Origin of the sequence: Thiorhodovibrio winogradskyi, from assembly GCF_036208045.1 — a bacterium.
GTDB lineage: Bacteria > Pseudomonadota > Gammaproteobacteria > Chromatiales > Chromatiaceae > Thiorhodovibrio > Thiorhodovibrio winogradskyi.
Map to the genome: position 1 here is coordinate 4,039,915 of NZ_CP121472.1, position 17,977 is coordinate 4,057,891.

Genomic DNA, 17,977 nt, shown 5'->3' on the forward strand with positions numbered 1-17,977 from the left:
ATAGCCGCGTCAGGCATTGGAGACGAATACTCCAAACCGCGTGTCGTTATATTGCACCAACAGTGGTGAATAAAGAGTCAAGTTCTTGTTACCGGATCGATAACAGATGTCAGGATCAGTGCCAGTTACCCGTTCATGTCATGGTGATCGCCGATGGCGGCGCAGTCAAACCTTCGAGTTCGCGCGTTCGCTCAAGCTGTGCGGCTTGGTGCTTGCCGAGATTGAACCCATCGCACTGAGCTTCCCGATGGGTTTCACCCTCCGCCATGGCCGCCTGTTTCCCGTCATCATCCTCGCCAATGCGGACGGCGAGTCTCTGTACGTGGGCCCCAAGGGACAATGGCTCGCCAACTATCTGCCAGCGCTATTGCGTTCATATCCCTTCCGCATCAAGCGCGACGAAAATGAACATTTCGTGCTTCATGTCGACGAAGGCAGCGGGCTTGTTGTGGACACCAAGGAAGATGGCGAGCTTTTCTTCGAGGGGCACGAGCCCAGTCAGGCCATCAAGGACATTCAGGCGTTTCTCGAAACCCTGGAAGTCGGGCGCCAGCAGACAGCCGAGGCTTGCAGCGTGCTGCAGCGGCTCGGCTTGCTGACCGATTGGCCCAGCAGCGCTCCCGAGGAAAGCGACGACTTCCTGCATCCGGCGCCTTTCAGTGATTTATTGCGCATTGATCAGAGTGTGCTGAGTAACCTCGACGCGCCATCCTTGCACGCACTGCACCAAAGCGGGGGCCTGCGCCTAGCGATTTTGCAAAAATTATCGGAACGGCATCTGGGGTTGCACAAAATTTTGACCGAAGCACGTAAAAAGCGACAGACACTCAGCGAGCAAGATGCCGAGGAATACCTAGAGAATGCCGATGAAAAACTCGCCTTTGCCTGGGACGACTGATCGGGAAGAATGAAAACTCCACTACGGAGAAAACCGGCTTTGACCAAGACCCCCCCGGGCGCCGTCAAACAGGCGCTGCTGCAGTGCCGAGGCACCGTGATCAGCGCGTTCTTCTTCAGTGTGCTGATCAGCCTGCTGATGCTCGCCCCCATCCTCTTCATGATGCAGCTCTACGACCGCATCATTCCCTCGCGCAGCGTGCCGACGCTGGTCGTGCTTTTTTTACTGGTGGTTTTTCTGCTCGCCATCATGGGGCTCCTGATGTGGGTGCGCACCGTCATGATGTTCCGAGTCAGCGCACGTCTGGACAGCCTGATCAGCGAGCGCATTTTTAACGCCATGGTGGACTTCGCGCGCAGATCGCCAGGCAAGGAAACCACGCAACCCATGGAAGACCTGACAACATTGCGCATGTTTCTTGGCAGCGCAACCCTGGTCTCCTTCTTCGACCTGCCGTTGGTACCAGTTTTCCTAACGATCATCTTCCTCTTTCATCCACTCCTTGGTTTTCTGACCCTGGGCGGCGCGGTGATCTTGTTCATTATCGCACTCATCAACGAGATGATCTCCCGCGAACCCGCCATGCTGGCCTCCGAGCAAGCCATTCGCGAACGCCAGGCACTTGCCGCCAATCTTCGTAATGTCGAAGTCATGGAAGCCATGGGCATGCGCAACAGCATCTTCGCGCGCTGGCGCAATCAGCATACACAAACCATTGGATGGCAAGCGATTCAGAGCGAACACGGATCAGTACCAGACACTCTTAGCAGGGCGCTAACCGCGTTGCTCAGACCGATCATCCTGGCTGCCGCAGGGTACTTGGCCATTCAACAGCTGATCACGCCGGGCGTCATCATCGCGGCCGCCATTCTGTCTGGCAAGACCGTGGGACCTATCGGTCAGGTAATCGGTAACTGGAAGTCCTTCCTCGGCGCGCGTGCCAGCTATGATCGTCTACATCATCTACTCGAGACCATGCCGGAGCAACCTCGCCGGTTGTCCATGCCAATCCCAACAGGCCGGTTACAATTACATGGCGTTTTTGCGCGCCCACCGGGCACGGAAAAGCCTGTCCTGCGAGGCATCAGCCTAGATCTCGAGCCCGGCGAGGCCTTGGGCGTCGTCGGACCCTCGGCGGCTGGCAAATCCACCCTTGCGCGCGTCATTCTCGGGGTCTGGCCGGCATTGTCCGGTTCCGTGCGACTCGACGGCGTCGAGGTCAGCCTTTACAACCGCGATGAACTCGGACGCCATCTTGGCTACCTGCCACAGGATACGGAGCTTTTCGCTGGAACCATTGCCGAAAATATCGCACGTTTTCAGCAGATGGACGACGCACTCGTTGTCCACGCGGCCCAACGCGCGCACATTCACGACCTGATTGGCCAGCTTCCCGACGGTTACAACACCCTGATCGGACCGGGCGGCGTCGGCCTGTCCGGCGGGCAACGTCAGCGTATCGCTCTGGCCCGGGCCTTGTACGACGCCCCGCGCCTGGTCATTCTCGACGAGCCCAACGCCAGCCTTGATGACCGCGGCGAGAGCGCCCTCTTTGCCGCGCTCGCCGAAATGCGCGACATCGGATGCACCGTTGTGGTGATCTCGCATCGCCCCAACCTACTCAAGGCTGTCGACAAAGTGTTGGTACTCAAAGAGGGGCAGGTCGAGGGCTTCGGCCCGCGCGCGGAAGTGCTCTCCAGAGTTCTCAAACCCAAGTCGCTGGCCTTGCCCGAGGACTCCTTGCCGCGCTTGCAAGCGCAGGCATCCTAACAACCATGGCCCCGTCCCACCCCGGAGAATAGATCCCTTTCTTCAGGGTAATGTGCGCACTGCCACCGAGAGCCCTAGGAGAGGACGCCGTCCATGACCAAAATGCTAACGACGGAAAGCAGGCTCCCGCGCGCACCGGAAACACTGACGGATGACCGCGGCATTCGCCGTTTCGGCTACCTGCTTGTTTTCGTCCTGCTGTTCGGCGTCGTTGGATGGGCGGGATCGGCCAGAATAGACGGCGCCGCAGTCGCGCCAGGCGTGGTCACGGTCGAGTCGTATCGCCAGGCAGTGCAGCACCTTGAGGGTGGCATTATTCGCAAGTTGCTGGTCCGCGAAGGAGACATGGTGCTCGCGGGTCAGCCGGTCGCGCAACTTGACGATACACAATTCGCATCACAACTTGACGGGGTGCGCAGCGAACTGGGTGCCTACCTCGCGATTGAGGCACGCCTCAAGGCCGAGCGCGACGGCGCCGACACAATCGAATTCCCGGCCAAACTGCTTGCCCAGGCGCAGAGGGATCCGCGTTTGCCCGCCCTGATGGACTCAGAACGCGCCGTCTTCGTAGAGCGCACAAAAGACCTAAAAAGTCAACTCAAGGTGCTTGCGCAGAGCATTCTTTCCCTACGTCGCGAGATTGAAGGGCTGGAGGAACGCGAAGCGCTGTTGTCCAGACGCGCCGACCTTTTCCAGGACGAACTCGATGGTCTGCGTTCGCTATTCGCTGAAGGTCTTGGCGACAAGGTTCGAGTGCGCGAACTCGAGCGCGAACTCATCGGGGTGCAGAGCGACCTGTCGCAAACCCGGACTCAGCATACGCAATCCCATCTGCGCATCAAGGAGACACAGTTGGAAATGGAGAAAATTCAACAGTCCTACCGCACCGAGATCGCCAGTCAGCTAAGCGAAGTACGCCAGCGCATCCTTGAAGCGCAAGAAAAGGAGCGGCGTCTGGCCGATCAGGTTGATCGCACCATGATCACCGCCCCGGTTTCAGGACGAGTGGTTGGGTTGGAGGTTCATACGGTTGGAGCCGTGCTCGCACCAGGCGCAAAGCTAATGGAAGTGGTGCCGGAGTTGGAACAACTCGTGATCGACGCCGAGGTCTCGCCCGACGATATCGACAAAGTTCACCCCGGTCTGGATGCCGACGTGCGTTTCTCGGCACTGAATTTTCGCACCACGCCCGTCGTCCATGGCCGCGTCGAGACTGTCTCAGCCGATCGGCTGGAAAGTCGGAGCGGCGATCCTTACTTCCTAGCACGCATCAGTATCCCCGAAGAACAGCGACTGCTCCTTGGCAAACAACCAATACTGCCCGGCATGTCCGCGCAGGTCTTCATTATTACCGGCGAGCGCACCGCTCTTCAGTACGTGATGCAACCCTTGACGGACGCACTGGCGAGTTCAATGCGAGAAGATTAAACCGCATACCTGTGGTGTCTTCCAGACTACGGTTGTCTTCCATGCGCGCACTGCCTTATACTCAGGACTCATTGACTGTCATGGATCTCCAAGCCAACCTTGACCCACTCCTCCAATCGCCCCGATTACCGACCTGATTACCGACCTGATACCGACCAGATACCGACCAGATACCGATTAGACCAGCGCAAGTAACCGTCTGATATGAAAGCCTCTCCTCAACAGCAACCGAAAATGGCGGGCATGCCAGAAGGCCTGCCCCAGCCGCTACTGGAAACGCGGATGGTCACCCTGACATCGGGTCTATATTTGTTCCGCTACGCCACCGAGGCGCCTGATAGCGACCAAATTCCCGTTACCGTTAACACCACTCCCGCGGGCAATGGCATCGTCGACTTCTTTCCAGGGGAGGGTGTTTCACGTAATACGCTGCGCAAACTTGGCGACACCCTGGTGGTTCGTGTTCTGCGAGCCGACGCCACCGTCCTGCTGGCAAAATACCGCGTGCCTGGCGTCACGGAGGGTAGGGAGGCAGAGGTTCAAATCGACCGCGTCGACACCAGCGGCCGTTTTGTGCGGCGACCAAAAGGCCAGGACACTTGGGGCCAGTTCGGTTCCGAGCCCACCCAGGTCTCAAGCCAACCGCCCCGGCAATTTCCCGTCCAAACAACCCCCGATCTTGCGCAACGCCAACCGCGCGAATGCCGGCTCGAGTACTTCGGCCACATTCAGAACCAGGGCGATGTCCAGGTTCCAGGCGGTTGGCTTGGGGATCCTTACGGTCAATCCAGGCTCGAGGGATTCGTGATCGAATGGCCCAACAAACCCGAGAATGTCGATCTATATTACGCCTGCGACATCAAGGGCATCGGACAAACGCCACCGGTCAGCAGCAGTCAATTCGCTGGCACGCGTCAAAAGGGAGCGCCCATTCTGTCGTTAACCATGGCGCTCGGCGGCCCGGCCGCGAATGACTATCAATTATCCGGGCAGGTCGCGTTTCAAGGTTGCATGCCCATTCCGCTGGTGTCTGGGCGCAAACTCACTGGTCCTCAAGGCACTGAGCCCCTGGTGGCAATCAACATCCAAGTTTCTCATCGACAAGGAGCGGCTACTCCTCCCCGCTACCCCTCTCCTTGGGATGATCCCTCTGTCACGCAGATTTTTCGTCAAGGAGCCTAACAGTCCGCGACAAAAAAACCTCAAGTGACTTTCGCGAAAAACTCTCAGTCTAACGTGGAGGAATACCCCCAATGGCTATAACTTACGACACTCCCACAACGGGAGAAGATCTTAATACCGCTCTGCAAGGTGGCGGCCTTGACCAGGCGACCATCAATGCGCTCCTTGATGCTGCTGGAGTAGACCGAACCGGCACCACCAACGATGTTGTGGTGGCACGCGTCACCATTAATGCAGACGGCACCACCACCGTCGAGGCACCTGAAGGTCAGACGCCCCAGTTCGTCGTGGTGGATGCGACCAATGCGCCCGAAAACACGACCTACAACCCACCTGATGGGTTCGAAATTATTCCTTCCGTGGTGTTTGATACTGAATCCAATGTCACTTGGAACATCAGTACAAACGCGGCCCCGACCGCGGGACAGGAACTCGGCAATGAATCCGCCTTCAGTAATACCGCTGACGGAGCCTTTGACCGAGTCATTGCCAGCGGCAGCGGCAACGACAACATCTCCGTGACAAGTGGGGAAGATGTCTCGCTCGACGGCCGCCAGGGTAATGACATCCTCACCACTGGCAGTGGCAATGACAGCATCAACGGTGGCGAGGGTAACGACATCATCACCGCGGGTGCTGGCAATGACACCATCACGGGTGGCGCTGGCAACGATTCGATCTTCGGCTCCGCGGGTGAGGACTCCATCGACGCTGGCACCGGCTACGACTACATGAATCTCGATGTCAATCGCGGTGACTTGCAGGTTACGAATGGCGAACTCGTCAGCTCTTCCACGGGTAGCATCATCAAGAACGTCCAGTACCTTGAGTTTGCCGACGGCTCCACCGCGACCGTGTCGACCGACGCAATAGTCGCGGCCACCATGCGCCTCTATGACACAGTTCTTGGTCGTTCGGCCGAATTGGGCGGCGCGGAATGGTGGAGCGATAACGCTGACTCCTATGTCGACGTCATGAGTCTAGCTGCCACCTTCTTGGCAAGCGACGAGTTCAATCTACAACATCCCGCGGGACTGTCCGACAGTGACTTCGTGAACCTGATGTACGAGAACACATTTGACCGCGATCCCGATGAAGGCGGTAATGACTTCTGGATCAACCAGCTCCAATCTGGGTTAATCAGCCGGGCGCACGTCGCCACACTGTTTGCCGACAGTGATGAAGCACGGGCAGACCAGACCAACGTCATCCAAATCGACGATGACGATTGGGTCTAAGGCTGTCGAGGTTCCCGCTGACTAACTGGACAGCGGGGTAGTGGCACGCGGCGGCCGCCGCTAAGGTCCACCCAATGTTGGGCACCTTAGCGGTGACCGCCGCGTTTTACTTTATCAACCAATGTTGCCAGACAAGCAGACGCACAGCCGAGACTTGCTGATTCAAATCCGGGCAGCATTGTCCCATGCTGACACATCCCTTCTTCCCGATGACCGCATCGACCATTGGCTGCGCCTCTGTTCTTGCCATGAGCAGACTCTTCTTGAGGCATTGCTGCTCGGTGGTGCCATCGCTTTACACCGTCAACAGCCGGAACTCGCGTTTCTGCGACTTCTCAACGGCAAAGCCCGCACGCCCCAGAAAGACGTCGTCCTGCCGCTGTTGATAAAGGCCGCTCAAGCCGCCGGCGCGGCCAAGGCAGCCGAACAATTTACCGCGGAGCTTGCGACTCAAAGCCCAGGTGAACTGGACTTTTCAAAAAAGGTTTCGCTGTCCGACCTAAAAGCCTACATTGACAGCAAGAAAAGCCTGGCTGATCGCGCCAATGCGGCACAAATTCCATCGCTCCCCAAACTGGTCGCGCCGCTTCGGGATCCAGCCAAACAACCCGTCGATGTGCTCATTCCGGTCTATCGCGGCCATGCCGCCACCTTGGAGTGTCTGCACAGCCTGCTCGATGCCAAAAACGCGAATCACACCGCGCATCAACTCATCGTTCTCGACGACGCATCGCCCGAACCCGCACTCATCGCTGCCATCGCGCAGTTGGCAGAGCAGCACAGCCTGACCCTGATCCACCACCCGATCAACCTCGGCTACATCCGCGGCATCAACCGGGCCATGGCACTGCATCCTGACCGAGACCTGGTCTGGCTCAATGCGGACACCCGTGTTCAGGGGAATTGGCTCGACCGCCTGCGCACATGGGCATACAGTGACGCACACATCGCCTCGGTCGCACCTTTGAGCAATAACGGCGAGTTGCTCAGCTTCCCCGTACCCCAACGCCCCTTCCCAATGCCGACCCCTGAGCATCACCACGCGCTTGATGAAAGTGCCGCGCAATGGCCGGGCACGGACCTTATCCCGCTTGACTTTCCCTGCGGATTTTGTATGTATGTGCGCCGCGTCGCCCTGGTTGACGTCGGCTACCTTGATGAAACCACCCTGCAAGGGGGTTATGGCGAGGAAACTGACTGGTCGCTGCGCGCCATGGCTCGCGGTTGGCGCCATCTCGCCGCACCCAACCTCTTTGTTGCCCATCGTGGCAGCCTCTCTTTTGGGGCCGACAAAAGACGCCTCGTCGAGCGTAATAACGCCGTGATCCGCCGCCGCTACCCGAGCGCCGAGCGCGACTTCGACCGCTACCTCGCGCGCGACCCATTGCGGCCCGCGCGGCAGGCACTACAACGCGCCCGCTTGGGCGAACTGCGCCAATGGATGCAACAGGCTATTGGCCCAGAGCCACTCCTTGGCGACATCAGCCCACATCCACGCCAGCTGCACCTCCTGCCGCCGCCGGCGCTGTCCGACATTCTCTCTCCCTTCTTTACCCAAGCCGAATACACCACAGGTCTGCAAATGCCGCCAGCCGGTCTGCTCTGGCTGACCTGGGAGAGAGGTGAGGCCGGACTCAGGCTCACCCTTGGCGCCGCGTTGCCCGCTCTGCCCTGCCTGCTTGATTATCCCGCGCACCCAGCACCAGACTCCGGGCCAAACCTCCTTGCGGATCTACAATCCCTGCCACTGCAAGGGCTGGTGATTCACCGGCCCGCCGAACTCCCCGCTGCCCTGCACGAACTCGCAGCGGACCTTGGCCGACCTTGCGCTTTGCGCCAGTTACCGCTTCCGGCGGATCACAGCGCGGCGAATCCTCTGCCACCGGGGGCCAGCCTCCTTCTCCCCGCTGCCGCCCTCATCCCCGCATACAGCTCCAGATGGCCGCAAGCCGCCGTGCATCTGGAGCCCTCGCCCCCGAGGGCGCACCCAAACCCGACCCTGTCATGGCCAACGAACAAACCGCATACCTTCATCATTGGCGACCGCCTCGACCGCTCGTTCGTCGCCCACCGCTGGCTGTCCCTCGCGCGTCGACTCGCCTCGACATCATCGGCGTGGCAACTGGTATTGACCCATTCAACGCCCTGGAGGCAACAACTCTGGAACACCGGCCAGGTTCTCGATCTCCCCATGGGTATCACAGACCTATCGGCCCCTCAACTTGCCCGCCTCAGCGGCTGTCTGGCAGTGCTGAGCCTCGATTCCGCGCCCGACGCCACCTGGACTGCCCCGGTGATCGCGCGACGCTTCGCTCTGCCCCTCATGGCACCGCAAACTCCCGTTACCCAGGAACTCGGCGCGCGCCCCCTTCCCAAGGACATGACCATGCCAATGGACACCCCCTCAGCAACCACAGAACTTCATCCACCCACCAGTGCCGACACCCCGCGATCACAATCATCGATCACCCCAAAGCCCATCTCCTCGCAGCCTGCCCAGATCCCGGAACCGACATCCCAGTCCGAACGGCTCTTTCTCAACATCGGCTGCGGCCGCGACAACCCCAGTCGGCTCCCCGAGACATTCCGCGAGCCGGAGTGGCGACAGATCCGCCTGGACATAGACCCTGGCGTCAAACCCGACCTGCTCTGCTCCTCGACCGACCTCGGCGCCATTGCCGATCAGTCGGTCGATGCCATTTATTCCTCACACAGCCTCGAACACCTCGAGACCCACCAGGTACCCCAGGCTCTCGCCGAATTTCACCGCGTCCTCAAACCCGACGGCTTCGCGCTCATCACCCTGCCAAACCTCCGAGCCATCGCCGCACTCATCGCCGCCGGCCGGCTAGCCGACACGGCATACGAGTCACCCATCGGTCCCATCACCGCACTTGACATGCTCTTTGGCCACAGCAACTCCATCGCCGCCGGCAACAGTTACATGGCCCACCGCACCGGCTTCGACGCCGAGCGCCTCGGTCAATCCCTCCTCGCCGCCGGCTTCGCCGAAGTGCGGGTGCGCCAGGGGGAGTGTTTCGATCTCTGGGCTTTCGCCCACAAGAAGCAGACGCAGCGTCCGGCATCAAACTAAAATGCCTGATTCCCGCAATCAGCCGAACCCACCGCGCACCATCTGGCTAACCCAGCCTGTTCGGCACAAATGCTTTTCCGACACCAGCCCCACCGATTTATGCCATTGACTCAGCAGCGCACGCTCGACCTACCCCGGGGCTCGCGCGCCTGATCCAATTCTTTGGCTGCCCCTGACACCCTGTCTAACAGCATTCGAACCTGGATCCTCAATGCCAAACAATCATGGACGCTCGCTGATGTCCTCATCCAAAAATAATCTTCACAAACGTGTTAATTCCACCGCTAATCAGCTAAAATCCGTCATCATCGCAAGCATATATGCAACCCGGCTCATCGGACTCCCATCGCCATCTTCCAATCCGAATACCAGTTGCGCGTCGTCGGCCAGTCATAGTCGGTCAATCAATCAAGCACCCATTCCCCGACCCCGCCCACGATCATGCCTTCAATACACCTGTTTACCGAAACGGCCAAGCCATTGGCAACATTCACCAACGACCATGTTGCGGTTCAGGTTCGCCGTGGCGGCGCTTGACACAAGCCTGGATTGCCCTCCCTGGCACGCCCCCCCTTTGGCGAACACCCCAGTGCCGGTGAAGACTGCCAAGAACTCACGCATCGGTCAGGCCACGGCTCCCTCCTGGCCCACGAGCCCGTCCAGCAAGCAATGAACCGCATCCGAGTGCTCAGCCGCCTATTCAATCCGACTCGAATTCTGAAATGAAGACACTTTGTATTACCGGGCCAAAGCATCCGAGTCTAGAGGCTCTTGAGGCGCTGTTTCAGCAGGCTGGAATGGCGCGGCCGCAACTCAGCGCGCGCACGCAGACGCCGGATCTGGCGACCTGGCATCAGCGGGTTTTGGCTGACCTTCAGCTTAAAGATGGTGACACCATCAGCGAGGCGCCGCATCCCAACAAGCTCTGGGAACTCGTCGCGACCGACCTTCTGCTCGCCAATATCGACAGTCCTATATGGGGATGGTCGAGTTCCGACAGCCTTTGGCTGTTGGATTTTTGGCTAGAGCTAGCGCCAGAGCTATGCGTCATCATGATGACCATCTCTCCCCAACGCTGGCTCGCCGAAACCCTGGGTGACCCACGAATACCGCCACCACAGCAAGCTCTGGCCGATTGGCATCGAATACATGAGCATCTGCTGCGTCAACACTTACGAAATCCGCAACGCACCTTGCTGCTTGATGCCGAAATGGCGCTCGGCGCGCCAGCGGACTTGGTGACTTACTGTCATCAGCGGTGGCTGTTACCACTAGATCCCAAGGCACTGCAGGTGCCATCCGTGTCCCCGCCCGATGCCCTCCGCTATTATTTCGCGGAACAACTCTGCGCTGATGCGCCAGAGGTACTTAGTCTGCAGCGCGAGCTTGAAGCTACCCGCACTCCCTTCGTCGATCTCCCTACTAATTCCGTGGAACCCACTGCGCGTAACCAAGAGCCACAGGAGCAGCGATTAGCCAACCAGCTCAGTCTCGCCATGACTGCCATGCATGAGCAGCAATCAGAGCAAGCGAGTTTAGCCGATGAAAACACGAAGCTGCGCGCGCAGTTGGCTCGGGTCGAGGAGCAGCTTGAGAATGCCTTCCTGAAGAGCCAGGAAAGCGAGGCACGGCTGCTACAGGCGAACAAAAGCATCTCCGAGCGTGATCAGCAGCTCAAGGAAGCGGAGAAACAAGAGACCGAGCTTCGCGGGTTAAAACCCCAACTCCAGGAGACGCAGGAAGAGAATACACTCCTGCTTCAGCAGTTACATCAGGTCCAGGAGGAGCTTGAGAGCGTGTTTCTCAGAGGTCAGAGGCTCGAACAGCAAGTCACGGACTTGACCACGAAACAGGATCAGGAGTACCAACAACAGGTCGCGACACTCAATGCGCGGATAAATAAACTGATTAATCAGCGCGATGAGCAGATTCGGGCAACCAATGCAGCCAGCGAGGCGCTTGAGCTGGAACGCAATGCACAGCTGACCAAAGCCCAAGACCAGGACGTCGGACTGGAGACTTTGGAACAAGCTCACATCGCCGAATTGTCCGCGCTAGCTGAAGAAAACGAGCGCATGGCGACTGGATTTAATGAGCAATTGACCGCTCAGGCCGCGGAACACCACCGCCAAGTCAGCGAACTTGAAGACCGTTTGGACCGAGTCCTGGAGCAACGCGATGAGCAGATTCGACTGCTGAATGCGAGTGCCGGTGAACTGAGGCAAGTACAGGAAGAACTCGAAGCCGTCTCCCTAATACACCTAAATGACTCAGACGAGGCGAGAAAAACACTGACAGCGGCCGTGGAAGCCAAAACAAGGATCAGCAATGAACTCACTGAGCTAAAAACGCAATTAGATGACTATGCTCTCCGTTACCGAACCGCGGATGCACGCCTAAGCTGCATTGCCCATACGGCTCCAGATCTTTTTGTCTTTGATACCGTCGACCTGCAAGACATTGCTTTGCCTTTTGCCTCACGAGCGATTGAGTGGAATTTTCGCGATGTGACAACGCTGTCTCGCTCTATTGATGAACTTCGGGTAACGATCTTTGCCGAGGCTGACGGTCTTGGAATTGTGTTTGCGCGAGATGCTCAGCGGATGCCGCTGTTACGCTGGCCTGAGGCTTTCAAGGACCAGTCTCACTGTGTGCTAACCTTAAGACCAAATAGCACAAATGTTGACAGACCCCCGGCAATACTCCGCGAGTTTTCGACCTCTGATTGGATGATGCTAAAGGGAGTCGTGCGCATCATGTTGACACACATCATCACATCGGCTCAACCCTTTGTGTCTCAAACGATGAGTGTCAATGAGCTTTTCCAGCGCTTGAAGGCTTGCTTACAGTCGCTTGAAAAGTACCCCCTTGCACTGCGCCATGATCAACTTCAACTGATCAACAAACATGCGGAAAAGGAGGTCAGCGTTCAACTTTCCTCTACAACATCGGAAACCGATAGTAAGGAATCACTCCATCAAACTTCGACCGAAGCCAAAGCCGGTGGTCGGACCGAGCGAGTCCAAAAGGAATACGAACACCTGTGGTTGCGCTTAACAAATCTGTCTTTTGGACCAAGGCAATGGCCTAGCTTTGAGTTCCGATTTGCCTGCGCCGGCAACCTTGAGAAACACTTTGGCGAGCATCCCCGGCTTGAGTTCCCCGCGGACACAGGTCAGGCTCCAATCGAGCACTGGTTCGCTGAGAGTAGCAATGAATTTGGTGCAAAGCTTGAAATCCGTTACGCCCCCCCTAGTCAAATGGACCTTGCGGTATGGCGAAAACTATCGGTATCAGACCAAGCATTGATTTCGGACTTGGTTCGCCAACTTCCATCGCTACTGGCAAGTCTCGATGTTGGTTCGCCGGCGGTCGGCCATCCCCTATCGGAGTGGATCGAACTAGCCCGCCAAGTTGCGCTAACACATCAAAGGCTGTCTGCACAAAGGCAACAAGCGCGAGTGACGACACTTGCATCGAAGCTTGCTCAAGGCAACGTATCGCCGGCACAACCCCCTCGCGGCAATGAGTCTCGAATCATTGAACGCACCGCGGCGCTTCAGGGTCCCCAGCCCTGGTTCAACGCCATCTAATCGCCGAGTTCGGTCTGGTCTTTTGTTCAATCAGCCGGAATCCTGCAACCTCCCCAATGGCTAGCGCGGGTATCGCCGACCAAGACCTCGTCAGTCACTCATCTTTCTTTGACCCTTCTTGGTACCTGGAGCACCATCCGCACCTGCGGGGGGAGTTGCACTCGCCAGCTGATGCCTTGGATCATTTCATGGCGAAAGGCGGGCGACTGGGTTATTCACCCGGCCCGCGCTTCGACAGCAGTTGGTATCTAAGCGAATATCCGGATGTCGCCCGTGCGGCAATCAATCCTCTGGTCCATTACCTGCGGCACGGACAGCACGAAGGTCGTCAGCCAAGGCGCAATCCTGCCATCCTATTGGAGCATTTGCTTTGGCGCGGCCTGGCTCCCGTCATGGTGCCGCGTTTATGGAAGGTGGCGCGGGCCGCCGACGAGGATGCACTGGTCCGCCAACATGCGGCCTGGGCGCTTGCCCGATGGATGGCGCTCCAAGCGGACTGGCAAACCGTAGAACGACTCTTGCTGGAGTTCGGCGGTGAGCGGATCGCCGTGCATGGCTTCCATGGTCCACTGTTATTGGCGATTGATGCCGCTTGTCGTCTGCGCCATCAATCTAAGGCGTTAGCATTGTTAACCAAGCTCAGGCGGTTTGCTACTGATCACAGCGACGCGGCTCTGGCACAGGCCAATGTTGCCGCGGCGTCAGCGACTAGCGACTTGGATGCGGAAAAGCCTGTTCTCGCCTGCTTCAACGCACTCTGGGCGAAATACAATTTGTCACCAATACAAAAGCGCGATCTTTCACGGACTCTGAGCCTGGATAACTTGGCAGGGACTGATAGCCTCTTGCCGGCTATTGAGAAAACAGATTCGCATCCTTTGGTATCAGTGATCCTACCGGTATTCAATGCCGAGAAGACCATCGCCACGGCCGTGTTCGGGCTCTACCAACAGACGTGGCCGCGACTCGAAATTATCATCGTTGATGATGCCAGCACTGACACGACACTGCGGCAGATCCAGAGGCTCTGTCAATATGCGCCTCCGCATCAGGAGATCACTGTTCTGCGGCACGCGCGCAATCAAGGTGCTTATTCAGCGCGCAACACCGGTCTCGAACGAGCACGGGGCAACTTGATCACCACTCACGATGCGGATGATTGGTCCCATCCGCAAAAGATCGCACGGCAAGTGGCAGCCCTTGAAGAGGCGCCAGGCGTAGTCGCCTGCGTCTCATCTTGGGTGCGCACAACCGCCACTCTTCACGTTTCCAACTGGTGGGTCGCCGAGCACTGGAGCGAGATCAGCCTGTCGTCCTTGATGATTCGCCGCGATGCCCTGTCCGAACTCGGCTATTGGGATGAGGTGAAGGTAGGCGCCGATTCCGAACTATACGAACGTATCCGTGTTCGTTATGGCTCGGATGCGATCATCGAGGTCTTACCTGGGGTGCCTCTTGCGTTCGCACGCCTACAGGATAAATCCCTAACCCAAAGCCCGGGACCAACTCACCTTGCCACTCAGTATGTCGGCGCACGCAAGGACTACCAGGATCTTTACCGACGCTGGCACGAACGCGCGCGGCGCGATACCAGGTTCTACATGCCGCGGCATCCGGACTCACGGCTTTTCCCGGCACCGCTGGCACTGCTGACTGAACAGATGCGTGTCCAATGTAGCGATCCGCTGGATAGGATTCAGGTCTCTGGTTGGTTCGATCCAATCTGGTATCTGCACACGCACATCGATTTGCAATCACGCATTATCGATCCGCTGGAGCATTATTGGACCCAGGGGTTGGCCGAGGCGCGAGATCCAGGCCCTCACTTCAGCACCAGCGGCTATCTTGTGGCCTATCCAGAGGTTCACCAGTCGGGGCGGCATCCGCTGCTGCATTTCCTGCAGCAAGGTAGACAAAGCGGTCATCAGCCGTGGCCCATCCTGCCAGGTCGTCGCTCAAAGCGCGAGGATTGGCCCACACTGCTGTTCTGCGCCCACCAAGCCAACCTCCGACTATTTGGCGCTGAGCTCGCGCTGTTGGATTTACTCGAATTGCTTGCCGAACACAAGGTTAATCTCCTCGTCAGCCTGCCAAGCGCAGCCAATCGCGGACTGCTAAGCCGGCTGCTGTCGTGCTGCGTCGCGGTTGCCGTCTTTCCTTACGGCTGGTGGCAGTCCGGTCGTCCAACCAGCTTACCGACCGTGCGTCACTTTCGTGCCTTGATCGAGCATTTTCGGGTTGATCGAGTCCATGTGAATACTTCCGTGCTCGAAGAACCACTGATCGCCGCGCGCGAGGCAGGCGTGCCGGTCTGGCTGCATCTTCACGAGTTACCCGACAAAGATGAGGAACTTTGTGCAACACTGGCCGCGACCCCCAGCCAGATAGCCAGCCACATCCTTGAACGCTCGGATCGCGTCCTGGCCAACTCGAACACGACTGCCGCATGGCTGCGAGGTCAGGCAAACCACCAATTCGATCACGCGCCATCTGAGCAACCAACGCGAGCCCAAGTCCCCATCGAAGTATTTCTCAATCCAGTGGACCTCGACCCATTATTCGCGCTCCCGCCGCCACCTCAACTTGCCGATCATTGTCGCATCGGTATGATCAGCAGCAATCTCCCAAAAAAAGGTCTGACAGATTTCGAGCGCTTGGCGAAGCGTTTGCGGTTGCTCGATCCGTCGGTGGAGTGCCACCTTATTGGTCCACAAACCGATGCCTTAGCGAGCGTTTTACAGCGCCAGTCTTGGCGCACTGGCGAACCCGCGATCAAGACTCAGGGCTATACCGAAGACCTAGCAAAGGCTTTCAAGCCCCTAGATATTTTAGTTAATCTATCTCAATTTCAGGAATCTTTTGGTCGCACCATCTTGGAAGCCATGGCTGCCGCTCGCGCTGTCGTCGCTTATGACTGGGGCGCCCTTCCTGACCTTGTCGAGCACGGCGTGACCGGCTACCTCACGACATATCGCGATGTAGACGCGGTCGCGCATTATGTCGTCGCACTCGCCGGCCAACGCCGCCGGCTGATCAGCATGGGGCTTGCCGGACGCGCTCGTGCCATGTCGGGTTATGGTCGTACCGCACAGCAACAAGCACTTCAAGGCCTGTTGCGGGTCTAGCTCGGTTCTATCCTGGAACACCATCATCAATGATCTGTGAGGTGGACCCCATGTCAAGGACAGTTTTCCCCCGAATTTAAGTTAGCGCGCCCAGTTCAGTCGCAGCGGATTGGCGCTGCCCCAGTTCTTCGCCAGCGGAGTCGTCGGCGGAGCGTAGCGGAGCCGACGACTCCGCTGGCGGGTGATCGCCAAAGTGATCAGCAACCACGACACCACCTCCTTTGCCGCTCACATGCACATCGTCCGGCGTTCGGTAGCCAAGCCCCTGGTGAGGGCGTTCACCGTTGTAGAAGGGGAAATACGCCGAGAGGCCCATGAACAGCTCTGAGAGCGTCTCATAGCCCTTGGGGTAAATGTCCTCCCATTTGACGCTGCGCCACAGACGCTCGACGAAGACGTTGTCCAGGGCTCTGCCGCGCCCATCCATGCTGATGGCCACCTCGGCGTCACGCAACACCTGGGTGAAGGCGAGGCTGGTAAACTGCGCGCCCTGGTCGGTGTTGAAGATCTCCGGGCGGCCATGGTGGCGCAGCGCATCCTCCAAGCAATCGATGCAAAAGCCCGTGTCCATTGTGTTCGACAATCTCCAAGAAAGGACTCGTCGTGAGTACCAGTCGATGATGGCCACCAGGTAGGCAAATCCATGCGCGAGTCGCACATAGGTGATGTCACTGCTCCAGACGTGGTTGGGCCGTACAATGGCCAGCCCACGCAACAAGTAGGGGTAGATTTTGTGCTCAGGATGCGGCTTGCTTGTATGAGGCCCAGGCAACATGCCGGCTAAACCTAAAACGCCCATGAGACGCTGAACGCGTTTGCGACTGACCGCATAGCCTTGTGCGCGCAGCATCACAACCATGCGTCGACTCCCATAAAATGGTCTCTTGGTGTATTCCGCATCAATCAGCCGCAACAACTTTTGATCCAGTTCGCTCGGCTCGGCAATACGATCATGGCGGTGTGCATACACTCCAGAGCGATGTACGCCAAGCAGCGCACATTGGCGACTGACCGCTAACCCGCCATCATCAAGGCCGCCCATGTCGATCCACCCGCGACGCACGCTCACAGGCTCACCCCGGACTTTTTTTTCAGCCAGTCCAGCTCCATTTTCAACCGCCCGATCTCGCTGTAGAGTCGCTCTTCGTCGCCACTGTCGTCCACTTTCTTGCGCCCGCGCCGGCCTTCGAACAGCTTGCCGGCGTCCGCCACGATGGCTTTCTTCCACTGGCCTACTTGGACCGGATGAACCCCGTGATCCTGCGCAATCTCGTTAGTCGTCTTCACTCCGCGTACCGCTTCCAAGCCTACTTTGGCCTTGAAAGCGGCACTGAAGGTCTTGCGTTGTCTCTCACTCATCTGCTCTCTCCAAGTCTTTACAAGTCTCTTCAGATGAGGCAAAACTAACTTAATTTAGTGTCCTAAAATTGGGGTCCACTATACTGACCAGAGCCTCTATGCTCGCTGTTGTTGGCACTTCGAGCATTGGCGGCAAGACTAGGGACGATGAGTGTCGCCGCATGACTTTAAGTCAGCATATCCACACCGACAGTCACAGCGAGCTGTTCCAGTAGGCTGGCATCGCCGATCTGTTTCGGCCGCACTGCACCAAGGATAAGGACGAACTTGGTGGAATCAGGCTGCATCCG

The 17,977-nt window shown here is 58.1% G+C and carries 8 protein-coding genes and 1 pseudogene; 8 read left to right on the plus strand and 1 reads right to left on the minus strand.

The features are described from left to right. The first annotated feature begins 106 nt into the window (after positions 1-106). From Thiowin_RS18475 to Thiowin_RS18510, 8 genes are all read left to right on the plus strand, one after another. Positions 107-898, plus strand: coding sequence for a SapC family protein (locus tag Thiowin_RS18475; RefSeq protein ID WP_328984430.1), 792 nt, complete (start codon positions 107-109; stop codon positions 896-898). A gap of 39 nt (positions 899-937) precedes the next feature. Further along, positions 938-2,668 carry a type I secretion system permease/ATPase gene (locus Thiowin_RS18480; protein WP_328984431.1) on the plus strand — a complete coding sequence of 577 codons (1,731 nt, stop codon included), beginning with the start codon at positions 938-940 and terminating at the stop codon, positions 2,666-2,668. A gap of 93 nt (positions 2,669-2,761) precedes the next feature. Beyond that, the gene (locus tag Thiowin_RS18485; protein WP_328984432.1) at positions 2,762-4,096 is read left to right on the plus strand and encodes an HlyD family type I secretion periplasmic adaptor subunit; all 1,335 of its coding nucleotides are present in this window, start codon (positions 2,762-2,764) and stop codon (positions 4,094-4,096) included. Between the two features lie 204 nt (positions 4,097-4,300). Next, complete coding sequence (locus Thiowin_RS18490; RefSeq protein ID WP_328984433.1) at positions 4,301-5,278, plus strand: hypothetical protein; 978 nt, start codon at positions 4,301-4,303, stop codon at positions 5,276-5,278. A 71-nt stretch (positions 5,279-5,349) separates the two neighbouring features. Further along, positions 5,350-6,516, plus strand: a complete 1,167-nt coding sequence (locus tag Thiowin_RS18495) for a DUF4214 domain-containing protein (RefSeq protein ID WP_328984434.1) — start codon at positions 5,350-5,352, stop codon at positions 6,514-6,516. Positions 6,517-6,670: 154 nt separating this feature from the next. Beyond that, positions 6,671-9,610 carry a glycosyltransferase gene (locus tag Thiowin_RS18500; RefSeq protein ID WP_328984435.1) on the plus strand — a complete coding sequence of 980 codons (2,940 nt, stop codon included), beginning with the start codon at positions 6,671-6,673 and terminating at the stop codon, positions 9,608-9,610. A gap of 722 nt (positions 9,611-10,332) precedes the next feature. Beyond that, a complete protein-coding gene (locus tag Thiowin_RS18505) occupies positions 10,333-13,203 on the plus strand; it encodes a coiled-coil domain-containing protein (protein ID WP_328984436.1) in 2,871 nt (956 codons plus the stop codon). A gap of 56 nt (positions 13,204-13,259) precedes the next feature. Beyond that, complete coding sequence (locus tag Thiowin_RS18510; RefSeq protein ID WP_328984437.1) at positions 13,260-16,328, plus strand: glycosyltransferase; 3,069 nt, start codon at positions 13,260-13,262, stop codon at positions 16,326-16,328. A 187-nt stretch (positions 16,329-16,515) separates the two neighbouring features. Here the strand turns inward: Thiowin_RS18510 and Thiowin_RS18515 are convergent. Further along, positions 16,516-17,687: pseudogene (locus Thiowin_RS18515) on the minus strand (IS3 family transposase); the annotation flags it as partial. Between the last annotated feature and the right edge of the window lie 290 nt (positions 17,688-17,977).

Excerpts from the sequence above, each read along its gene's own strand:
- Thiowin_RS18475 (WP_328984430.1), top strand. The coding sequence starts at position 107 with ATGTCAGGATCAGTGCCAGTTACCCGTTCATGTCATGGTGATCGCCGA.
- Thiowin_RS18485 (WP_328984432.1), top strand. The coding sequence starts at position 2,762 with ATGACCAAAATGCTAACGACGGAAAGCAGGCTCCCGCGCGCACCGGAA.
- Thiowin_RS18490 (WP_328984433.1), top strand. The coding sequence starts at position 4,301 with ATGAAAGCCTCTCCTCAACAGCAACCGAAAATGGCGGGCATGCCAGAA.
- Thiowin_RS18495 (WP_328984434.1), top strand. The coding sequence starts at position 5,350 with ATGGCTATAACTTACGACACTCCCACAACGGGAGAAGATCTTAATACC.
- Thiowin_RS18505 (WP_328984436.1), top strand. The coding sequence starts at position 10,333 with ATGAAGACACTTTGTATTACCGGGCCAAAGCATCCGAGTCTAGAGGCT.
- Thiowin_RS18510 (WP_328984437.1), top strand. The coding sequence starts at position 13,260 with ATGGCTAGCGCGGGTATCGCCGACCAAGACCTCGTCAGTCACTCATCT.